Below are 19,313 nucleotides of genomic sequence, written 5' to 3'. Positions count from 1 at the left end.
GCCCTACTGGAGAACCGCCTGATGTCCCTGCGTCATCATTTTGGAACCTTCCTGATTGCCGCAGCCTGCACTGTAGCCAGCCTGTCCGCTTCGGCACACGCCATCCTCATCGACAGCACGCCCAAGCTCAACGACACGGTGAGCGCCGGCCATGTCGACATGGTGTTCACGTACAACAGCAAGATCGACCAACACCGTTCGCGCATCGTCCTGGTAAAGGAAGACAAGAGCGAAACCGTGTTGACCATCGCCGCCAACAACACCAAACCGAACGAACTGGATACCCACGCGGACCTAACGCCAGGCACGTACACAATCCGCTGGCAGGCGCTGGCGCTCGATGGTCATATCACGCGCGGCGACGTGCCGTTTACGGTGACGCCATAACCGTAGGTTGGGGTGCAAACCCCAACATCGCCATGCTTGAACACCTGCCACGTTGGGGTTTGCACCCCAACCTACGCCTTTCCTAAGTCCCTTCCGTGGAACTTCTCGTCGACATTTTCGGCTACCTCAGCATTATCCTGCACGGCGTCACCATCATCGCGCAGTCGATGATGCTGGGTGGCATTTTGTTTCTGGTATTCCTGGCACGCCCCTTTACGCACCTGATTACCCAGGGAGACGACCTGGAACGGCGCGTGACGCGCCTCACCCTCTATAGCGCCATCGGCCTGATCCTCGCCGAAATGACCGGCGTGGGCTTGCAAATCGCGGTGGTGATGTCCACCGTCGACCTTGGTTTTCTTGACGTCATGCAGGCACCGTTCGCCATCGCCGGCACGGTCAAGATGCTTTGCGCGCTGCTGCTGATTCCCTGCCTGGGCCAGCGCGTTGCCACCCGCTCGCTGGCGGCCGTACTGCCCCTTTTGATCGGTGCGGCCGAACTGACCGCGGCCACCTTCACCACGCACGCGTATGCACGCCTGGACGACAACGTGCTGCTGCTGTTCGTCGAAGGGTTGCATCAATTTGGCGCAGCGATCTGGGTGGGCGCGATCCCATGCTTCGTATTGGCGCTGGGACGGTTGCACGATGCCCACAGCTGGCGCCTGGTAGGTGCACGCTTCTCGCGCATGTCGATGATCGGCGTGACCAGCATCGTGATTTCCGGTGCGGTGATGAGCTTCTTCTACATCGGCAACTGGCAAGGTTTCTATGGCACCGCCTACGGCGTGATGGTGGGCGCGAAGATCGCGATGTTCCTTGCACTGCTGGCACTAGGCGCCGGCAACCTGATGGTCACCGAACGGTTGCGCAAGAATCAGGATGCTTCGGTCATCCGCATGCGCCGCTTCGCCGAAGTGGAAATCGGCATCGGCTTCACCCTCTTCTTCGCGGCGGCGTCGCTGACCTCGGTGCCGCCAGCCGTTGACCTCAGCACCGATCGCGTGACCTTGCACGAAATAGCCGTGCGCAATGCCCCAGCATGGCCACGCTTGACCTCCCCGGATCACGACAAACTCGCGATCTCGCAAATGCAGGCACGGTTGGATACGCAAGCACAACAGCGCGGCCAAGTTGCCGCACAGGCCAATGTGCCCGGTTCCGGTGTACTGCCGCCGCGCAATGCCGATGACATAGCCTGGTCGGAATACAACCATCACTGGGCCGGCATCTTCGTCTTGCTGATCGGTTTCCTGGCCTTGCTCCATCGCGCCGGCGTGGGATGGCTCAAACACTGGCCACTGCTGTTCCTGCTGATGGCCGGATTCCTGTTGGTGCGATCCGATCCCGAAGTGTGGCCGATGGGCAACGAAGGGTTCTGGGTGGCCTGGCGCGACGTGGAGGTGACACAGCATCGCTTCTTCGTGGCCCTGATCATGCTGTTCGGCCTGTTCGAATGGGCCGTGCGCACCGGGCGTCTGCGCAGCGCGAAAGCAGCGTTGGTGTTCCCGCTGCTGGTATCAGTAGGTGGCGCGATGCTGCTGACCCACAACCACCAGATTTCCAACGTAAAAGATCAACTGTTGATCGAACTCACCCATACGCCGCTGGCGCTGGCGGGCGTTTCGGCAGGCTGGGCACGCTGGCTGGAACTGCGACTGCCCGGTCGCGGCGGACGCATCGCCGGTTGGGTCTGGCCGATCTGCTTCATGCTAGTGGGTGTGATCTTACTCTGGTATCGCGAGGCCTGATATCTGGTTAATGAACCCCTCTCCCTTCGGGAGAGGGTGCCGGCAGGCGGGTGAGGGTTCGGGCGAAGCGAGCGATTCAGTTCTCGCACAAGTCTTTGTTTTCGCACGCTGACCGCACCCTCACCCCAACAGTCATGCGGCTCCGCTGCACCCGTCATGATGAAACTCGCCTCACTCTCGTCGTCCCGGCGCAGGCCGGACGTAGCGCGCAGCGCGGAGAACGTCCGGCCTGCGCCGGAATGACGAGCAAAAAAGCGCGCATTTCGCACGCACGAAAATGTGATCAAGGGACAGGGCGACGAATCCGGAGGCACGGTGTGTTTCATGGCAGCCCCCTCCCAGCGGGAGAGAGGCTCACGCCCTTGAGCGGCGCAACGACCCGCCCGCAATGTTAAAATCCTAAGATTCCTGCGTGCTGCCCGGATCCTGCATGAGTCTGACTTCCACCAAGGCTTCCGCCTTCGACACCCGCGTACCGGCTTATCTACACAGGCTGGCGCGCACCACGGACACCGTTCTTCCGCCCGCTTCCACCGATCCGGAGCGGTTGCACCAAGCGCTTCGTTACGCCTGCGAAGGTGGCAAGCACCTGCGGGCGCTGATGGTCTACGCTGCTGGCGAGACATTGGGCGTCGCTGCGGAAAAACTGGATGCCGCCGCTTGCGCGGTGGAATTGATTCACGCCTATTCGCTGGTGCATGACGACCTGCCCGGCATGGATAACGACGACCTGCGCCGCGGCCGCCCCACCGTGCACAAAGCTTACGACGAAGCCACTGCGATTCTGGTAGGCGACGCCTTGCAGACGTCCGCTTTCGAGGCACTCGCCAAGACCAACGCACTGAATGCAGAGCAGAAGGTGCAGATGATCACCGCGCTCGCCCATGCTGCCGGTTCACTGGGCATGGTGGGTGGCCAAGCGGTCGACATGGCGTCCGAAAACCTTACCCTGCCCCTTGCACAGCTCGAATCGCTGCACGCACGCAAGACTGGCGCCCTGATTCGGGTGACCTGCCAACTCGCCACCATCGCTGCCAACGCATCGGAAGTGATCCGCCACGCACTGGATCGTTATGGCCGCTGCATCGGCTTGGCCTTCCAGATTCAGGACGACGTGCTGGACCAGATCGCCGACACCGCCACGCTCGGCAAAACGGCCGGCAAGGATCTGGCCCAGTACAAATCCACCTTCCCATCGCTGTTGGGCCTGGAGCAAGCGCAACAGCGCGCCCATGCCTTGTTCGATACCGCACGCGATGCGGCACACAGCATTTCCAGCCATGCGGAACCCTTGTTGTGGCTGGCGGATCATATCCAGCAGCGTGATCATTGAACCCACGACAAGTGTTAGCCGGCTAGGGGTGCTTGATCTATTCCACGTGTCCGCCAGCACACGGTATGCGCGTTTCACTACGTCCCAGTGGTGGAAGCAGACTGGCTATCTTCGGAGAGGTACGTTGGCTTAATTCGATCGAAAGTGAACGTAACGGTTCACTTTAAAAATACTCTCGATCAGTGCGTTCGTCGGCCCTCCTTCTATCAAACAAATATTCACTACATGCGTTGCCATATCCGGATCATCCTTGGCGAACTTAGGCAACCCAATAAGAAACTTGTCCATGGAGGGGTAACTTGCCCTCATCGTAAGTAATTCTTTGACTATTTCTGATTCGAATTGGTTGTCCACAACTAGCTTCGCCATGGAAATACAAGCGTCATCAGATACGTTGTCAAACTTACCTTGTTCCGCAAGGTCGAGCACGGTTAAGATCTTCCGAGCGCCATCAGCGGTCATGCCACCTTCCATTTGCTTACGGGTAACTCCCGTAGCCACGAACTTCTCTTTCCCCTGCACTATTTGGCGGAGCACCAACACATCTTCGTCATTCTTTCCGTCGGCGGTGCGCTTTGTTGAACCAGGGCGACGGATCTGCTCGACGTGCTCGTCCGTAAGCACACCTTTAGCTTGTGGAGTATTGCCCTCGCTAAAGATGCCGTTGCTTGCGAAGCCTTCGTAGTACACATTGCTTTGGCCAGACTCCGGCCTGATTCCCTTATAATCTTTAGCTATTGAGTCCATCCGATCAAGAAGAGCTATCTTTAAATCAGTTAGTTCATCGTGCTGGGTCCTGATGTTCTTTTTTAGTGCTTCAAACCATTCGCCACCATGATCTTTGGAATAATAACGCATCTCATGTTCGTAGAACTCTTCTCCTAACAAGCTAAGTTCATTGATCCGCTCTTCAATAGCCAGCAAGAGCTCCGCCAGTTTTTTAGAATTCCAAGCCCCAGGAAGTTCTTTCGAAGTGGATGAGAGCATTACGGTCTCTAATGCGGCTTGAGCATCACAAATCTCTTGCGGAACGGTGCAAATGCTTATAACAGTATTATGCATGCCTATTAAGAAGGAATTTCCACTCCGTATATAGTTACCGTCATCGAGGGAAAATTTAGGCGCATCCTTCTTAGTAGCATCCTTAAAATGTATATCCATCCGCTTAATAAGGTTACTTGCCCTCCACTTGCTAGAGCGAAGAATACCTGCGCTGCCGATGTCAGCAATTTCCTTTCCAGACAATTCCGTGACCACTTCGGCTTTCTTGGCCGCTTCGGCTTTCTTGGCCGCTTCGGCTTTCTTGGCCGCTTCGGCTTTCTTGGCCGCTTCGGCTTTCTTGGCCGCTTCGGCTTTCTTGGCCGCTTCGGCTGCTTTCAGGTCTGCTTCGGCTTTCTGTTCCGTTTCGGCCGCGTCGGCTGCTTCCTGAGCCGCTTCGGCTGCTTCCTGAGCCGCTTCGGCTTCTTTCTGAGCCGCTTCGGCTTCTTTCTGAGCCGCTTCGGCTTTCTTGGCTGCTTCGGCTGCTTTCAGGTCTGCTTCGGCTTTCAGGGCCGTTTCCACTAACGTATTGATCTTTTCAAGCATCGTACATTGCTTTTGAATCGCCACCGCAAGTTGCATTGCAACTTTATCTTTATCTTTCATTCCTTTCAATGATGAAAGAGATTTTTTCAGATTTTTAATCACTTCCTGCATTTTAGATATGCACTGTGAAAGATCCGTTCCAGATCCTCCATGCTCTCCGTACGCTTTGCACGATTTGAAATCTTCAGATTCCGCAAATGTTATCGCTTCATCAAGAGTAAGTAGCTCTTGGATCATACTCGGGAAGTGATACAAAAGAGATCCGATGTTTTTCTTAAAACCAGCAGGATCATTAATCGCCGCCAGACAGCCGTCTTCGATGGCATCGTTTAATACGGCCAAGCTATTATTATGCTGTGTCTCTTTTATTTTCAGAACCTGATTACGCGCCTTCAAAGCGATAGGTGCCAAGGGGTTTTCACTAGAACTGATCTTATCTGGAACCGTTGCAAGTGCAGGCTTGCACTTGTAAGACTTGGGAGCTAACCGATGTACATCGCAAAGTGATTGCAGTGCATTGACGAATGCGTCGGAAGATACTCCCTCACGATAGACAGTCTCCATATATGATATGGTCTCTTCTCCATACATTGGCGTTGGTTTCAGCTCCTTCTTTACGGCATCCAAAAAATCCACCAATTCTGAATCATCCTCAGCCAATTGAATTAAATGATTTAAATTTCCCTCTACTGTAAAGTCATGTTTACCTTCAATGAATGTCAATATAGAGCGTTGTTTATCGACTTCTGACTTAACTTCTTTTGTTGGATTTTTTAAAAAAGCTTCTACCATATCACCAACACAGTCATTGAATTTCTTTGCCAATTCAGCATCCGATGATAAATTAATGTCGATTTTTTCAATACGATCTTGAACGTCGTGGCAAAAAAGTTGAAGGACGCTTCGACCAATAAATTTCTTGTCATTATCGGTTAATTTACTATATATCTTATCTAGCGCTTGTCGGCAAAACTCAGATGATGAATTGATACCATACGCTTTTGCAAGGCAATCTTTAAGGCAATCTTTTATTTTTTTTTCAAAACCAGCACAAACGCTCCCGTGAATAACAAAAGGCGGATGCTTATCATTCGCTTGTAACACCACATGGCCCGCCACCTGCTGAGTGATGTGGAACTTGTTATTAGCTATCAAAACGCGACGTTCCTCATTCAGTGAGGCATGCATACTTTTTATATGCCCTGCTTTCAGGCGAGTATTAAACGTGTTTAGCTCCTTCGGTAGGCCAGCTAGTGCCTTGGCGCAGACGACATGTCCAAACTTATTGCTGACGGCATCTATATATGCCCCATAAACATCTGCATTCACTTGTTTTTGCGCAGATGAGTAACCATTATTAGTAAATTTCTCAATTAGCCTGCCGAAAAAATTCTTAAAGCTGCTATACCATTTTCCGGAACCTGACTTAGGGACGTTACTTTCATTGAGTCGAATGTTAGTGTCGTCATACTCGTGCTTAGCAGCGCGACGGAAGTCTTCATAATCTACAAGTTCTGCTAAGTTTTCATAATCTTTGATAACTAAACGCCGAGCGGGTACATTCACGTTCATGCCCTCTTCGTCAAATGGATAGATAAATCATTTTTGTCAGCCTGGTGATGGTTTATAGCGGGTGCTTTCTCGTTCGAAAGCTGCTCGCTCCAATACTCCACGGCTTTTACGAAGTCATCTAATTGAGCTTCAAACGAGACGAGCGACATGGCGTCTTCGGGCGTTTGCATAGCCAGCATAACGGTGCCATCGTGGCCAATGACGGATAATGTTGCGCCGGCGGTTTCCTGCCAGAAGACGTTGGCGTTTAAAAGCCGGCGTAATAGCGATGGGTCGGCATCGTCGCCAATGACCCCAACGGGTGAAAACATCAACAAGTTACCGCTTGACGCATGTATTTGTAGATTGACGATTATTTTTTCATCGAATTGCAAGGGGCAATGGCCGGTTGCATCAAATGCCAAATCAGGCAAACTCACCCTTTTGCCAAATTCTCCCAGTATGCCTTCTATCCTTTTGTTCATTTTTTCGCCTGATCAATCCGTCTGGGTTATCGGTCGCTGGAATGATCATGCGCATAATTCACGACATGTAAAATCAGGTAAACACCTGATGGAGACAACATGGATGAGAGCCCAAATGTGAGCAGGGCGTGAAGGTGGCTCGAATGGGGCAGTCGGTTACCCGCCATACTCTTGCCTCCAATGCTCCGAACTTAAGTTGCATCTGCCACCGCGCCACCATTCATGCCTGCGCGATTACTCAACGATGAGTTCGCGTTAGATGGCGGCTATGTAGACAGCGTTCCCGTCGAAGAGCAAACGGTTGAACAACGTCGCCGAACGTTGGTACTACTTACGCGCCATGACCCTAAGTTGCCAACGTTGTTCACGTCGGGAGACCGAGCGTATTGGCAGCCCAGTGCAAAAGTGCCGGTATCGACCTGGGACTGCACGGCTAAAATGGATGTGAAACGCGCATTCGAGATGGGGCGGCAGGATGCAATGAACTCCATGCAGTCCGGTTTACTCACTTGTTTGGTTTAAGCGTTGGCGTAAGACACGAGTCGTGACGTTTCTGAGTCGAGGCTGCTTTGCCGTACCTCGAAGGGTCGAATAGGAGGATGGTTGCAATGTATTGTAATTTGCTCAAATAAAATGTGTTGCGCCAAGGTTCAGTAGCGCGGCACGCTCGAGTCAATCTCCGCCGCCCACGCATCCATGCCGCCATCTACGCTATAGACGTTAGTGAAGCCATGCGTGATAAAGCGCTCGGCGGTGCTACGGCTGGAAATGCCGTGATGGCAGATAAAGGCCAGTGTGGTCTCTTTCGGCAGGGCGGCGAGGGTGGCATAACCTTCCTCTTCCAGCACGCGGGCTTGCGGCAGCGGTGCTGCCATCATGCGGCCTTGCGCGGGGCGCACGTCGATCAAGGTGATATCGCCCTTGGTCAGACGCTGCTTCAGCTCCTGCACGCTCATCGATTTCAATTCGACGGCGCTAGGAAACTTCAGGCTCAAACCCTCGCCTTGCAGGGTGGATACCCAATCGATCACGATGCCCTTGGCGCGCTGCGCGCTGGCCGGATCGAAATGGACTTCGATGCCGTTGGCGACGATTACGATGTCGTGCTCACTGCCGGGTGCAAGCTGGAAGCCAGCGCTGTAATCCGGGCCGATTTCCAGATGCAGCGCCATGCCCTGCGCATTGGCCGTGCCTTGGCGAATGGCTTCGGCGGCTTTGTCGGTCATGGTGATTTCCGGCGGCGTGCGATCCGGCGGCGTGGCGCCGAACAGTTGATGCAGTTCGCCGCTGCCGTACATCTGGCGAATGATGTCGGCGCCGCCGATCAGCTCGCCATCCACATAAAGCTGTGGAAGGGTCGGCCAGTTGCCGAATAGCTTGATACCTTCGCGGATATCCGGATCTTCCAGCACGTTGACCGTGTGATAGTCGGGTAGCAACTCGTTGAGAGTGTTGGTGACGGCGGCAGAGAAACCGCACATCGGCTGCTGGCGGGTACCCTTCATGAACAGCACCACGCGGTGGTCTTTGAGCAGGTTTTCGATACGTTCGCGGGTGGCGCTGTCGAGGGACATGTAGAGGGTTCCGGTAAAGGTAATCATTGTATCGCCCTACATATGCTGGCGGCGCGGGCGGGTTCAAGGTGGCATTGACAGCCGCTGCGTGTTTTGCGCACTTCTTTGCGAAAGCGGGCGGGCAGATTTCGGTGAATGAGGGCTTCAGGCGGTGGGACGCAGTTCGATACGCACGCCGCAAATGGATTGCCGACCAGGCCACGCAGCGCCGCGTCGTGGTTGCCGGGATATAGGTCACCTCAACGCCGCGACTCGCCATATCCAGCACTTCGGCGATCACGGTGCCGTGGTCCGGATGCCACCAGCGACGGCGGCTCAGGGATGTCCCAACGCCTCCGTGACGGCGGGTTCGATAGCATCCGTCCACAGCGTGTATTGCGCGCCGGATGGGTGCAGTCCGTCCGAGGCGACCAGATCGGCGTGATCACGGGAAATGCCGGTGATGTTCACGAAACGGGCGCCAGCCTCGAGCGCTTCCATACGGGCGATCGTGTTGAAGGTATCCAATTCCGTGGCGATTTGCCGCCGATCCCGGCTGCTCTTATGGCCAAACGGCGTAACGCCCCAATCGGGAATGGATATCACCACCACGCGTTTCGGATGCTTACCGGCCAGGGCCATGGCTCGCATCAGCAAAGTGCGGAACTGCATGCGGTATTCCTCCGCAGGGCGGCCACGATATTGATTGTTGACACCGATCAACAGGGTGACGAGGTCGTAGCTGGCGCCAAGTTCGGCCTTGTCCATGCCATCTGACAGTTCGTCCGTCGTCCAGCCGGTGGCCGCGACGATCTGCGGATCGTCGATAAGCATGCTGTGCCGGCGCAGTTTTTCCACAAGCTGCACAGGCCAACGCTGATCGGCGAGGACATCCTCGCCGATGGTGTAGGAATCACCCAGAGCCAGATAACGCAGGGACATGGATCAGGCGATGGCAACGGCGCGAAGCGCCGGTTCGGCCGCCATCCGCTCCAGCACGCGCTCCATGCGCACGAACACTTCGCGTAGTTGCGCGGGTTGCGGCAACAGTGTGAGGCGCACGTGGCGACTGGTGGGGACATTGAAGCTGGAGCCAGGTACCACCAACACCGATTCTTCTTCCAGCAGGCGCAAGGCAAACGCGTCGTCGCTGAAGTGGGCGATGCGATCACTGCGCACGCGCGGAAAGGCATACAGCGCACCGTTGGGCGTCACGACATCCAGATAGTCGCTGGCGGCAACGCCTTCCAATACGGCCTTGCGGGCTTCGTGCAGACGTCCACCCGGCGAAGTCAGCGCGCTAATCGTGGGGGCATCGTGCAAGGCTGGGATCACCGCCCATTGCGCGGTGATGTTTGCGCACAAGCGCAAGGCTGCCAGCAGTTGCAATGCGTCGCGGTAATCGCGCGTGCGCGTCAGGTCGCCCGAAAGGCTCAGCCAGCCGACGCGATAGCCGCAGGCGCGATGTACTTTGCTCAAGCCGCCGAAACTGATGCATGGATGATTGCCGGCCACTTCGGCGATCGGCTGAAACGCGGTGTCGTCATAGAGAATTTCGTCGTAGATCTCATCGCACAGCAGCAACAGATGATGACGTGCGGCGATGGCGACGATCTGTTCCAGCAAAGCGCGCGGATACACCGCACCCGTGGGGTTGTTCGGGTTGACCAGCACCAGTGCACGGGTACGTGGTGTGATCAGGGCCTCGATCTCTTCCGGATCGGGCATGTGTCGGTTTTCGGCCAGGCAGCGATAATAGCGCGGCGCGCCGCCGTTGAGGATGGTGGCAGCGCTCCACAGCGGATAATCCGGGCTGGGTAGTAGCACCTCGTCGCTTGGCTGCAGCAGGGCGCGCAGGCTCAGATCGATCAGTTCGCTAACGCCATTGCCAATAAAGATGCGTTCCACTTCCACATGACGCGCGCCGCGTGCGCGCTGCTGCGCGGCGATGGCTTCGCGCGCCTGCTCCAGACCTTGCTCGTGGCCGTAGGCTTCGCTTTCGTGCAGGTGCGCGGCGATGGTTTCACGCAAGTGGTTTGGCACAGTAAAGCCATAACGGGCCGGGTTGCCGATATTGAGCTTGATGATTGGCAAGCCGGCTGCTTCGAGTTCGCGCGCACGACGGGTTAGTGCGCCGCGGATTTCGTATCGCACCTCATGGAGGTGCGCGCTGGGTTTGATCGGGGACAACGGTTAGTCCTTTATCTATTTGTGGCGTCCCGGCCTACTGCCGGTTTGGAACGATGCTAACAGCGTGTGCGGGCGCTGGGGGGCCGAAATGGCGTGAAAAGGGGGCGAATAACAGCAAGCACGTCTGATGGTGCAAAAGAAGGTGATTTTCGCCCCGGATGGCGTGCGAGGAAGGTGATTGGCCTGGCATTGGGCAGAGCGGTTCTTTTCCCCGTTCCCCGTTCCCATGCCACCCGGCATAATCCGACCTCATGAGCGATGCCCAGACCATCGAACAGCTCCGCCATATCGGCTGGCGAGGTGAGGCCTTACCCGACGACGGACGGCGTCTGGCCCGCGTGGTGGCACAACACCGCGCCGGCTATGAACTGCATGATGGCAGCCTGACCTTCGGCGCCCAGCCGGCCGGCCACTTCCTGAAGCGCGGGCTGGATCCGGCCGAGCGGCCAGCCGTGGGCGATTTTGTGGAAATCGAGCCGGGTAAGCCGCCGCATATCCTCACGGTGCAGCCGCGCCGTACCGTGCTGTCGCGCGCCGCGGCGGGCGAGCGCTATGAACGTCAGGTCATCGCCACCAATATCGATTACGTGCTGGTGCTGACCGGGCTGGATGGCGACTTCAATCCGGCCCGGATCGAGCGCTATCTGTCGCTCACCGAGGGCTCCGGTGCACAGCCTGTTGTCATTCTTAGCAAGTTCGACCAGCGCGACGATGCCCAGGAAAGCATTGCCGAGTTGCGCGCGCGCTTGCCGGTGGGTACGCCGATCCACGCGATCAATGGCAAGGATCCAGGCAGTGTGGCTGTCTTGTCGGTCTATATGAAGCTGGGGGATAGCGCCGTGCTGGTGGGCTCTTCTGGCGCGGGCAAGTCCACGCTGACCAACACTCTAATGGGCAGCGAGCGCATGGCGACCGGCGCAGTGCGCGACCACGACGGCCGTGGCCGCCACACCACAACCTATCGCGCATTGCTGCAGTTGCCCAGCGGCGGCTGCCTGATCGACACTCCCGGCATGCGCGAGCTGAAACTCACGGGCGAAGAAAACCTCGACCTGTTTGCTGATATTGAGGCACTGGCCGAAAACTGCCGCTTTGCCGATTGCGGGCATGGCAGTGAACCCGGTTGCGCCGTGCAGGAAGCCCTGCATGACGGCGAACTGTCCGCCGAACGCTGGCGCAACTACCTGAAACTGCGCGACGAGCGTGAGGAGCAGGCCACTCTGTTGGAGTCGCGCCTGCGCCGCCAGCGCGGTGGCCGACCGGCAGCGAAGCCCCACGGGCCTCGCGGTTCGCGCGAAAGAGAGTGATGACATCGATGAGCACGCCGGCCGAAGTCATTCCTGCGAGCCTGCGGCCTTATGCCGTGCTCGACAAGCGCCTGCTGGTGGCCGTGCGTGGCATCAACATCCTGTCCACGGTGAGCTGGTCAGCCTCGCTGGAAGACCGGATGATCGAAGAATACGGCAGGGGGCACTATGCCTTGCCCGAAGTGAACTACAAGATGCCCGACCTCTCCGAGGTGCGCCAGGAACTTGCCGCCATCGAGAGCGAAGCCGGCAAGGATGATCCGCTAGGTGACTATCTGCGCCGCACTGCCGAATCCTGGCGCATTGCTGCCGAGATGCTCGAAGCTGTCGGTACCGACGGCGTCACTGCGCCGTCCATCCAACTCTATGGCCGGCCGGGCGACGCCATTCCGGGTAGCAATCGCAGCAACCTCGATGCCGCGCGTTACTTCGTGGAGCTGTCCGATGAACTCGGCGCGGATCTGCATGACGACGACATCACCGCCAATATTTCCTCCGAACGGTTGCGTACGGATCTGGCCAAGGTGCTGGATGCGTTTTTCGGCGCCGGCAAGATCACCGTGGAAATCGATAACGATCTCACCGCCAAGGCCGCGGCGGGCGCCACGCGCATCCGTCTGCGCGGCGGCACGCGTTTCAGTCAGTACGATCGGCACCAGTTGCTCAATCACGAAGCCTTTGTGCACTCGCTCACCGCTTTGAATGGTCGCGAGCAGCCATTGCTGGCTTCGTTGGCGCGCACATCACCGCGCGTCACCGCTACGCAGGAAGGGCTGGCGGTGTTTGCGGAACTGATGTCAGGTGCGATCGATATCGCCCGGCTCAAACGCATCAGCCTGCGCATCCTAGCTATCGACATGGCGCTCAATGGTGCCGACTTTGTCGAGGTGTATCGTTTCTTCAATCGCTGTGGCCAGAGTGTGGCCGATAGCTTCCATTCGGCGCAGCGCGTGTTTCGTGGCGTGCCACTGACGGGTGGTTCTGCGTTCGCCAAGGACAACGTCTATCTGTCCGGCTTGCTCGACGTGCACACCTTCTTCCGCTGGGCACTCAAGGAGCGGCGCCTGGACCTGCTGCGCTACCTGTTCGCCGGCAAGCTGAGCTTGCACGATGTGATGAGCCTTGAGCCGTATTTCATCTCCGGCGTGCTGGTCGCACCGCGCTGGTTGCCACCTTGGATGCAGCATGTGCATGGGTTGGCCGGCAAATTGGCGTTTTCGTTGTTTATCAATCGCATCCGTATGTCGAAAGTAGAGGCGGAGTCGTTATCTATCGGCATGTAGTTGATCGACATGTAGTTGCCTGCTTTCTCACCTGTTCCACGGAACGGACTGCGTGCCTGAATCTCTCGGTCGTCTTGCAAAATCAAAGGGGACGGACAGAAACCATAGCTATCCACCCGCGCTAAGTCGACGCTATACAAAGCAAATCGCCTACACACGACTCCGGCGATCAAGAAGCACACGGGTGCTACCATGCCGTTCACTGTCCGCTCTGCGGCCCCGTTTTTCCCTTCCTATTTGTTGCACTGCACCCGATGGTCCATTCCGACGATTTCCGCAAAGCCGCCCTCGACTATCACCGCTTTCCACGACCAGGAAAGATCAAGGTCTCGCCGACCACGTCGCTGATCACCCAGCGTGATCTGTCATTGGCGTATTCCCCCGGCGTGGCCTATGCCTGTGAAGCAATCGCCGAAGATCCGCATAGCGCCAGCGAGTACACCGCGCGTTCCAACCTGGTGGCCGTGATCACCAACGGCACCGCCGTGCTGGGTCTGGGCGATATCGGCCCGCTGGCTGGCAAGCCGGTGATGGAGGGCAAGGGCGTGCTGTTCCAGAAGTTCGCCGGCATCGACGTGTTCGATATCGAGCTTGCCGAGCGTGATCCGGACAAGCTGGTCGACATCATCGCCGCGATGGAGCCGACCTTCGGCGGCATCAATTTGGAAGACATCAAGGCGCCGGAATGCTTTATCGTCGAGCGCAAGCTGCGCGAGCGCATGAAGATTCCGGTGTTCCACGATGACCAGCACGGCACCGCGATCATCGTTGGCGCGGCGGTGGTCAATGCGCTGAAGGTGGTCGGCAAGCGGATCGAGGACGTGAAGCTGGCCACCGCCGGCGTGGGTGCCGCTGGTATTGCCTGCTTGGACATGCTGGTGGCGCTGGGCCTGAAGCCGGAAAACATCCTGGCCTTCGACCGCGAAGGCGTGCTTTATGCCGGCCGCGGTCGCATGGATCCGGATAAGCAGCGTTATGCGCGCGATACCGGCAAGCGCACCCTGGCCGAGATTGTCGAAGGCGCGGACATCTTCCTGGGTCTGTCGGCAGGCGGCATCTTGAAGCCGGAAATGGTCGCGTCGATGGCCGATAAACCGATCATCTTGGCGCTGGCCAATCCCAATCCAGAAATCCTGCCGGAAGACGCCAAAAAGGTACGTCCGGATTGCATCATCGCCACGGGCCGCTCGGACTATCCGAACCAGGTCAACAATGCGTTGTGCTTCCCATACATCTTCCGCGGTGCGCTGGATGTCGGCGCCACCGGCATCAACGAAGCCATGAAGCTGGCCTGCGTGCACGCGATCGCGGCGCTGGCGCAGATGGAATCTGGTGACTTGGCGGGTGCCTACGCTGGCGAATCGCCGACCTTCGGTCCGGACTACCTGATTCCACGCCCGTTCGATCCGCGTCTGCTGGTCATGCTGGCGCCCGCTGTCGCCCTGGCGGCGATGGAATCGGGCGTGGCCACGCGTCCGATCCCCGACATGGAAGCCTACCTGGAGAAATTGACACAGTTCATTTACCGCACCGGTTACATCATGAAGCCGATCTATGAGCGCGCGCGCTCCGATCGCAAGCGCGTGGTGTATGCCGAAGGCGAGGAAGAAACGGTGCTGCGTGCCGTGCAAACGGTGATCGATGAAAAGCTGGCCTATCCGATCCTGATCGGACGTCCAGACGTCATCGAAACGCGTATCGTGCGCATGGGCCTGCGCATGCGTGCTGGCGTGGATTTCGAGTTGACCAATATCAATGACGATCCGCGATTCAATGAATACTGGCAGCACTATCACGCGCTGACCGAACGTCGTGGCGTCTCGCCCGCGGCCGCGAAGAACCTGATGCGTTCGCGCCCCACCTTGATCGCCGCGATCATGGTCGAGCGCGGCGAAGCTGACGCGATGATCAGCGGCCTGGTCGGGCGCTATCACAAAAAGCTGGGCTACATCCGCAGCGTCTTCGGCCTCGATCCGGGCGTGTCGTGCACATCGGCGATAAGTGGCGTGATCAACGACCAGGGCACCTGGTTCTTCCTCGACACCCATGTGCAATGCGACCCCACCGCCGAGCAGATCGCCGAAGCCACGTTGCAGGCGACCTATCGCCTCAAGCTGTTCGGCATCGAACCCAAGGTAGCGCTGCTCTCACACTCCAACTACGGCAGCCACGACAATCCCAGCGCAGCCAAGATGCGCGAGGTATTCAAGATCCTCAAGGCACGTGCACCGAGGTTGGAAGTGGATGGTGAGATGCAGGCCGATACCGCGTGGGACGAAGCATTGCGTCAGCGTATCTTCCCCAACACCACCTTGAGCGGACGCGCCAATCTATATGTGATGCCCAATCTCGACGCCGCCAATATCGCCTACAACATGGTGCGCGTGATGAGCGATGGCGTGGCCATCGGTCCCATCCTGATGGGCGTGGACAAACCGGCACACATTCTGACGCCTTCCTCTACAGTGCGCCGCGTTGTCAACATGACGGCCATTGCCGCGGTCGATGCACAGATTCGCGAGCAGATGGAAAAAGACTGAGCACCGTTGCGCCGGGCATCGCGGCGCTTGCTGCAGCGCTCGCCATGGACGGCAATGAGCCGAGAACACGCCCCTCTCCCACTGGGTGACAATTGGCGGGATTGAGGTGCCACGGCTAAAATCGAACGATTCCACCCGTTCCGTGCCGGCCTGGCCGACGGATCGGTGCCTGCCCTGGCTTCGTCGCTTCCCCGGCGACGCACACCCACCGCTAGACGGCGCCCGGCGCCACGGAGACGTTTCATGGATCAGCTCGACGATATCCTCCATCAGGACCTCGACCCCACCGAAACCCAGGAATGGGTCGAATCCCTCAGCGCCGTCATCGACCGAGAAGGCACCGAACGCGCGCATTTTCTGCTGGAGCGTCTTGTCGATTCCACCCGCCGCTCCGGTGGCTACCTGCCGTTCGACCCGACCACCGAATACGTCAACACCATTCCGCCGCACCTGGAAACGAAGATGCCCGGCGACGGTGCGATGGAATGGCGCATCCGCACCCTGATCCGCTGGAACGCCATGGCCACCGTGGTGCGCGCCAACCGCAAGCCGGGCGAACTGGGTGGACATATCGCCAGCTTCGCTTCCTCCGCCACGCTGTATGACGTCGGCTTCAACCACTTCTGGCGTGCGCCGAGTGCCGATCATCCGGGTGATCTGGTGTTTCATCAGGGCCATTCCAGCCCCGGCATCTACGCGCGCTCCTTCCTCGAAGGCCGCATCGGCGAAGAACAGCTCGACCTGTTCCGCATGGAAGTGCTTGGGGCTGGTCGCGGCCTGTCTTCCTATCCGCACCCCTGGCTGATGCCCGATTATTGGCAGGTGCCCACGGTGTCGATGGGTCTGGGGCCGATCCAGGCGATCTACCAGGCGCAGTTCTGGAAGTACCTGGAACACCGCGGCCTGATGCCGAAAACCGACCGCAAGATCTGGTGCTTCATGGGTGACGGTGAATGCGACGAGCCCGAATCATTGGGCGCCATTTCGCTGGCTGGTCGCGAAGGTCTGGACAACTTGGTCTTCGTGATCAACTGCAACCTGCAGCGTCTCGATGGCCCTGTTCGCGGCAACGGCAAGATCATCCAGGAATTGGAAGGCGTGTTCCGTGGTGCCGGTTGGAACGCTATCAAAGTGGTGTGGGGCAGCTACTGGGATCCGCTTCTCGCCCGCGACAAGAACGGCACCTTGCGCAAGCTGATGATGGAAACCATCGACGGCGAATACCAGGCCTGCAAGGCTTTCGGCGGCGCTTATACGCGCGAGCATTTCTTCGGCAAGTATCCGGAGACGCGCGAGATGGTCGCCAATTTGAGCGACGACGACATCTGGCGCTTGAACCGCGGCGGCCACGATCCGCACAAGGTTTATGCGGCTTACCACGCGGCCGTGAACACCAAGGGCATGCCCACCGTGATTCTCGCCAAGACCGTGAAGGGTTATGGCATGGGTGCGGCCGGTGAGTCGCAAAACCCCACCCACCAGCAGAAGAAACTGGATGAAGAAGCCATACGTCACTTCCGCGACCGCTTCAACATCCCGGTGTCGGACGACAAACTCAAGGATGTGCCGTATTACCACCCCGGCAAGGATTCGCCGGAAGTGCAGTACATGCTGGAACGTCGCAAGCAGCTCGGCGGTTTTCTGCCACAGCGTCGCCGTCACACCGATGTCAAGCTCAAGGCGCCAGATCTGGCCGCCTTCGAACAGATCACCAAAGGCACCGGCGACCGCGAAATCTCCACCACCATGGCGCTGGTGCGTGGCATAAACCTGCTGTTGCGCGACAAGGCCATCGGTCCGCGCGTGGTGCCGATCGTGGCCGACGAAGCGCGCACCTTCGGCATGGAAGGCATGTTCCGCCAGATCGGCATCTATGCGCCGGAAGGCCAGAAATACCGTCCGCAGGACGCCGACCAGCTTCTGTATTACCGCGAAGACCAGAAAGGACAGGTCTTGCAGCAGGGCATTTCCGAAGCGGGCGGCATGGCGTCGTGGTTGGCGGCGGCCACCAGCTACAGCATCAGCAACCAGCCGATGCTGCCGTTCTTCATCTACTACTCGATGTTCGGTTTCCAGCGCATCGGTGACCTTGCCTGGGCGGCTGGCGACATGCGCTCGCGTGGTTTCCTGATCGGCGGCACCGCCGGCCGCACTACCTTGAATGGAGAGGGCCTGCAGCACGAAGACGGTCACTCGCACCTGCTCGCCGGTGCGATTCCGAATGTGCGTGCGTATGACCCGACCTTCTCCTACGAAGTCGCGGTGATCATGCAAGACGGCACGCGCCGCATGATCGAAGATCAGGAAGATGTGTACTACTACATCACCGTGATGAACGAAAACTATGCTCACCCCGATCTGCCGCAAGGTGTCGAGGAAGGCATCATCCAGGGCATGTATCTGTTCAAGGACGCTGGCAAGCCGAAGAAGAGCGAGCCGCGCGTGCAGTTGCTCGGCTCGGGCACCATCCTGCGCGAAGTGATTGCCGCCGCCGAACTCCTGGAGAAGGATTTCGGCGTCAGCGCCGATATCTGGTCCGTGCCCAGCCTTATTGAGCTGCGCCGCGACGGTTACGACGCCGAGCGCTGGAACCGCCTGCATCCGGAAAGCGAGCAACGCATACCTTACGTCACCGGTTTGTTGCAGGGCCGCCAAGGCCCCGCCGTTGCAGCCACCGACTACGTGCGCGAATACGCCGAACAGATCCGCCCCTTCATGCCCGACGGCATGCGCTACACCGTGCTCGGCACCGATGGCTTCGGCCGCTCCGACACGCGCGAGCATCTGCGCGGCTTCTTCGAGGTGGATCGCTACTGGATTGCGCATGCAGCGCTCGCTGCCTTGGCGAAGGATGGCAAAGTCAACGCCAAGGATGTGACGCGCGCCATTCGCGAGTACAAGCTTGATCCGGATAAGCCCAATCCGCTGACGGTGTAAATAGTGTGCGGCTTATCAAGGCTTGTAACGCTATTGCTTTTCGCTCGTCATCCCAGCGAAAGCTGGGATGACGGTATTGCCATCAATAGAGATTAGCTAGCCATGTTGTTTTGCGAGTCTTCTTGCGGTCGGCGAACGGCTAAATCTCGGCAATTCTCATCTTTTCATCGATTTGCAAAAGACGTGCCAGACAGCAGTAAACGTTCGCCGGGACGACGAGCGGAAAAGCAGGACGACCTGCGTCACCTTCTCTTAAATGAGTAGTCTGTTATCCACTCAATTTGTAGGCAATAGTCATCCACTGAGTCAGTTTTCATCTACGCCAAATAAAAGTGGTCGGTCGTAGATTCGACGCAATTCCTACGCATTTAGCGTGTCGTTTTTAAAGGTGTACGCCAAATCTTGTAAGGCT

At 57.9% G+C, this 19,313-nt stretch carries 12 protein-coding genes; 7 read left to right on the top strand and 5 right to left on the bottom strand.

The genetic code is table 11. From position 1 onward, the window contains the following. Positions 1 to 21: 21 nt before the first annotated feature. The 3 genes from EO087_RS12860 to EO087_RS12850 all read left to right on the top strand — a co-directional run bounded on the left by EO087_RS12860 (position 22) and on the right by EO087_RS12850 (position 3,471). Complete coding sequence (locus EO087_RS12860) at positions 22 to 387, top strand: copper resistance CopC family protein (RefSeq protein ID WP_128899213.1); 366 nt, start codon at positions 22 to 24, stop codon at positions 385 to 387. Between the two features lie 95 nt (positions 388 to 482). Next, positions 483 to 2,138, top strand: coding sequence for a CopD family protein (locus tag EO087_RS12855; RefSeq protein WP_128899212.1), 1,656 nt, complete (start codon positions 483 to 485; stop codon positions 2,136 to 2,138). Positions 2,139 to 2,568: 430 nt separating this feature from the next. Further along, the gene (locus EO087_RS12850) at positions 2,569 to 3,471 is read left to right on the top strand and encodes a polyprenyl synthetase family protein (protein ID WP_128899211.1); all 903 of its coding nucleotides are present in this window, start codon (positions 2,569 to 2,571) and stop codon (positions 3,469 to 3,471) included. A gap of 129 nt (positions 3,472 to 3,600) precedes the next feature. Here the strand turns inward: EO087_RS12850 and EO087_RS16300 are convergent, their stop codons facing one another. From EO087_RS16300 to EO087_RS12820, 5 genes are all read right to left on the bottom strand, one after another. Further along, complete coding sequence (locus EO087_RS16300; RefSeq protein ID WP_164931838.1) at positions 3,601 to 6,627, bottom strand: hypothetical protein; 3,027 nt, start codon at positions 6,625 to 6,627, stop codon at positions 3,601 to 3,603. Beyond that, positions 6,624 to 7,091 (bottom strand): type III secretion system chaperone, encoded by a 468-nt coding sequence (locus EO087_RS12840; RefSeq protein WP_128899210.1) that lies wholly within the window; start codon positions 7,089 to 7,091, stop codon positions 6,624 to 6,626. The genes EO087_RS16300 and EO087_RS12840 overlap by 4 nt, the downstream gene beginning before the upstream one ends. A gap of 650 nt (positions 7,092 to 7,741) precedes the next feature. After that, entirely contained in the window at positions 7,742 to 8,665 is a 924-nt protein-coding gene (gene grxD, locus EO087_RS12835; protein ID WP_128899209.1) for a Grx4 family monothiol glutaredoxin, read from the bottom strand. A 315-nt stretch (positions 8,666 to 8,980) separates the two neighbouring features. Next, complete coding sequence (locus EO087_RS12825) at positions 8,981 to 9,586, bottom strand: SGNH/GDSL hydrolase family protein (protein ID WP_128899208.1); 606 nt, start codon at positions 9,584 to 9,586, stop codon at positions 8,981 to 8,983. Between the two features lie 3 nt (positions 9,587 to 9,589). After that, positions 9,590 to 10,834, bottom strand: a complete 1,245-nt coding sequence (locus EO087_RS12820; protein ID WP_128899207.1) for an aminotransferase class I/II-fold pyridoxal phosphate-dependent enzyme — start codon at positions 10,832 to 10,834, stop codon at positions 9,590 to 9,592. A 251-nt stretch (positions 10,835 to 11,085) separates the two neighbouring features. Between EO087_RS12820 and rsgA the strand changes: the two genes are divergently transcribed. The 4 genes from rsgA to aceE all read left to right on the top strand — a co-directional run bounded on the left by rsgA (position 11,086) and on the right by aceE (position 18,901). Then, the gene (rsgA, locus tag EO087_RS12815; protein WP_128899206.1) at positions 11,086 to 12,141 is read left to right on the top strand and encodes a ribosome small subunit-dependent GTPase A; all 1,056 of its coding nucleotides are present in this window, start codon (positions 11,086 to 11,088) and stop codon (positions 12,139 to 12,141) included. 8 nt (positions 12,142 to 12,149) lie between these two features. Then, positions 12,150 to 13,424, top strand: a complete 1,275-nt coding sequence (locus tag EO087_RS12810) for a flavohemoglobin expression-modulating QEGLA motif protein (protein WP_128899205.1) — start codon at positions 12,150 to 12,152, stop codon at positions 13,422 to 13,424. A 254-nt stretch (positions 13,425 to 13,678) separates the two neighbouring features. Next, positions 13,679 to 15,964 carry an NADP-dependent malic enzyme gene (locus EO087_RS12805; RefSeq protein ID WP_128899204.1) on the top strand — a complete coding sequence of 762 codons (2,286 nt, stop codon included), beginning with the start codon at positions 13,679 to 13,681 and terminating at the stop codon, positions 15,962 to 15,964. Positions 15,965 to 16,207: 243 nt separating this feature from the next. After that, complete coding sequence (gene aceE / locus EO087_RS12800; protein ID WP_128899203.1) at positions 16,208 to 18,901, top strand: pyruvate dehydrogenase (acetyl-transferring), homodimeric type; 2,694 nt, start codon at positions 16,208 to 16,210, stop codon at positions 18,899 to 18,901. Positions 18,902 to 19,313: the final 412 nt, after the last annotated feature.

Origin of the sequence: Dyella sp. M7H15-1 (assembly GCF_004114615.1) — a bacterium.
In the GTDB taxonomy this organism is placed as follows: Bacteria; Pseudomonadota; Gammaproteobacteria; order Xanthomonadales; family Rhodanobacteraceae; genus Dyella_B.
The sequence above is the reverse complement of the archived record's forward strand: the minus strand, read 5'-3'. Positions and strand labels throughout refer to the sequence as shown.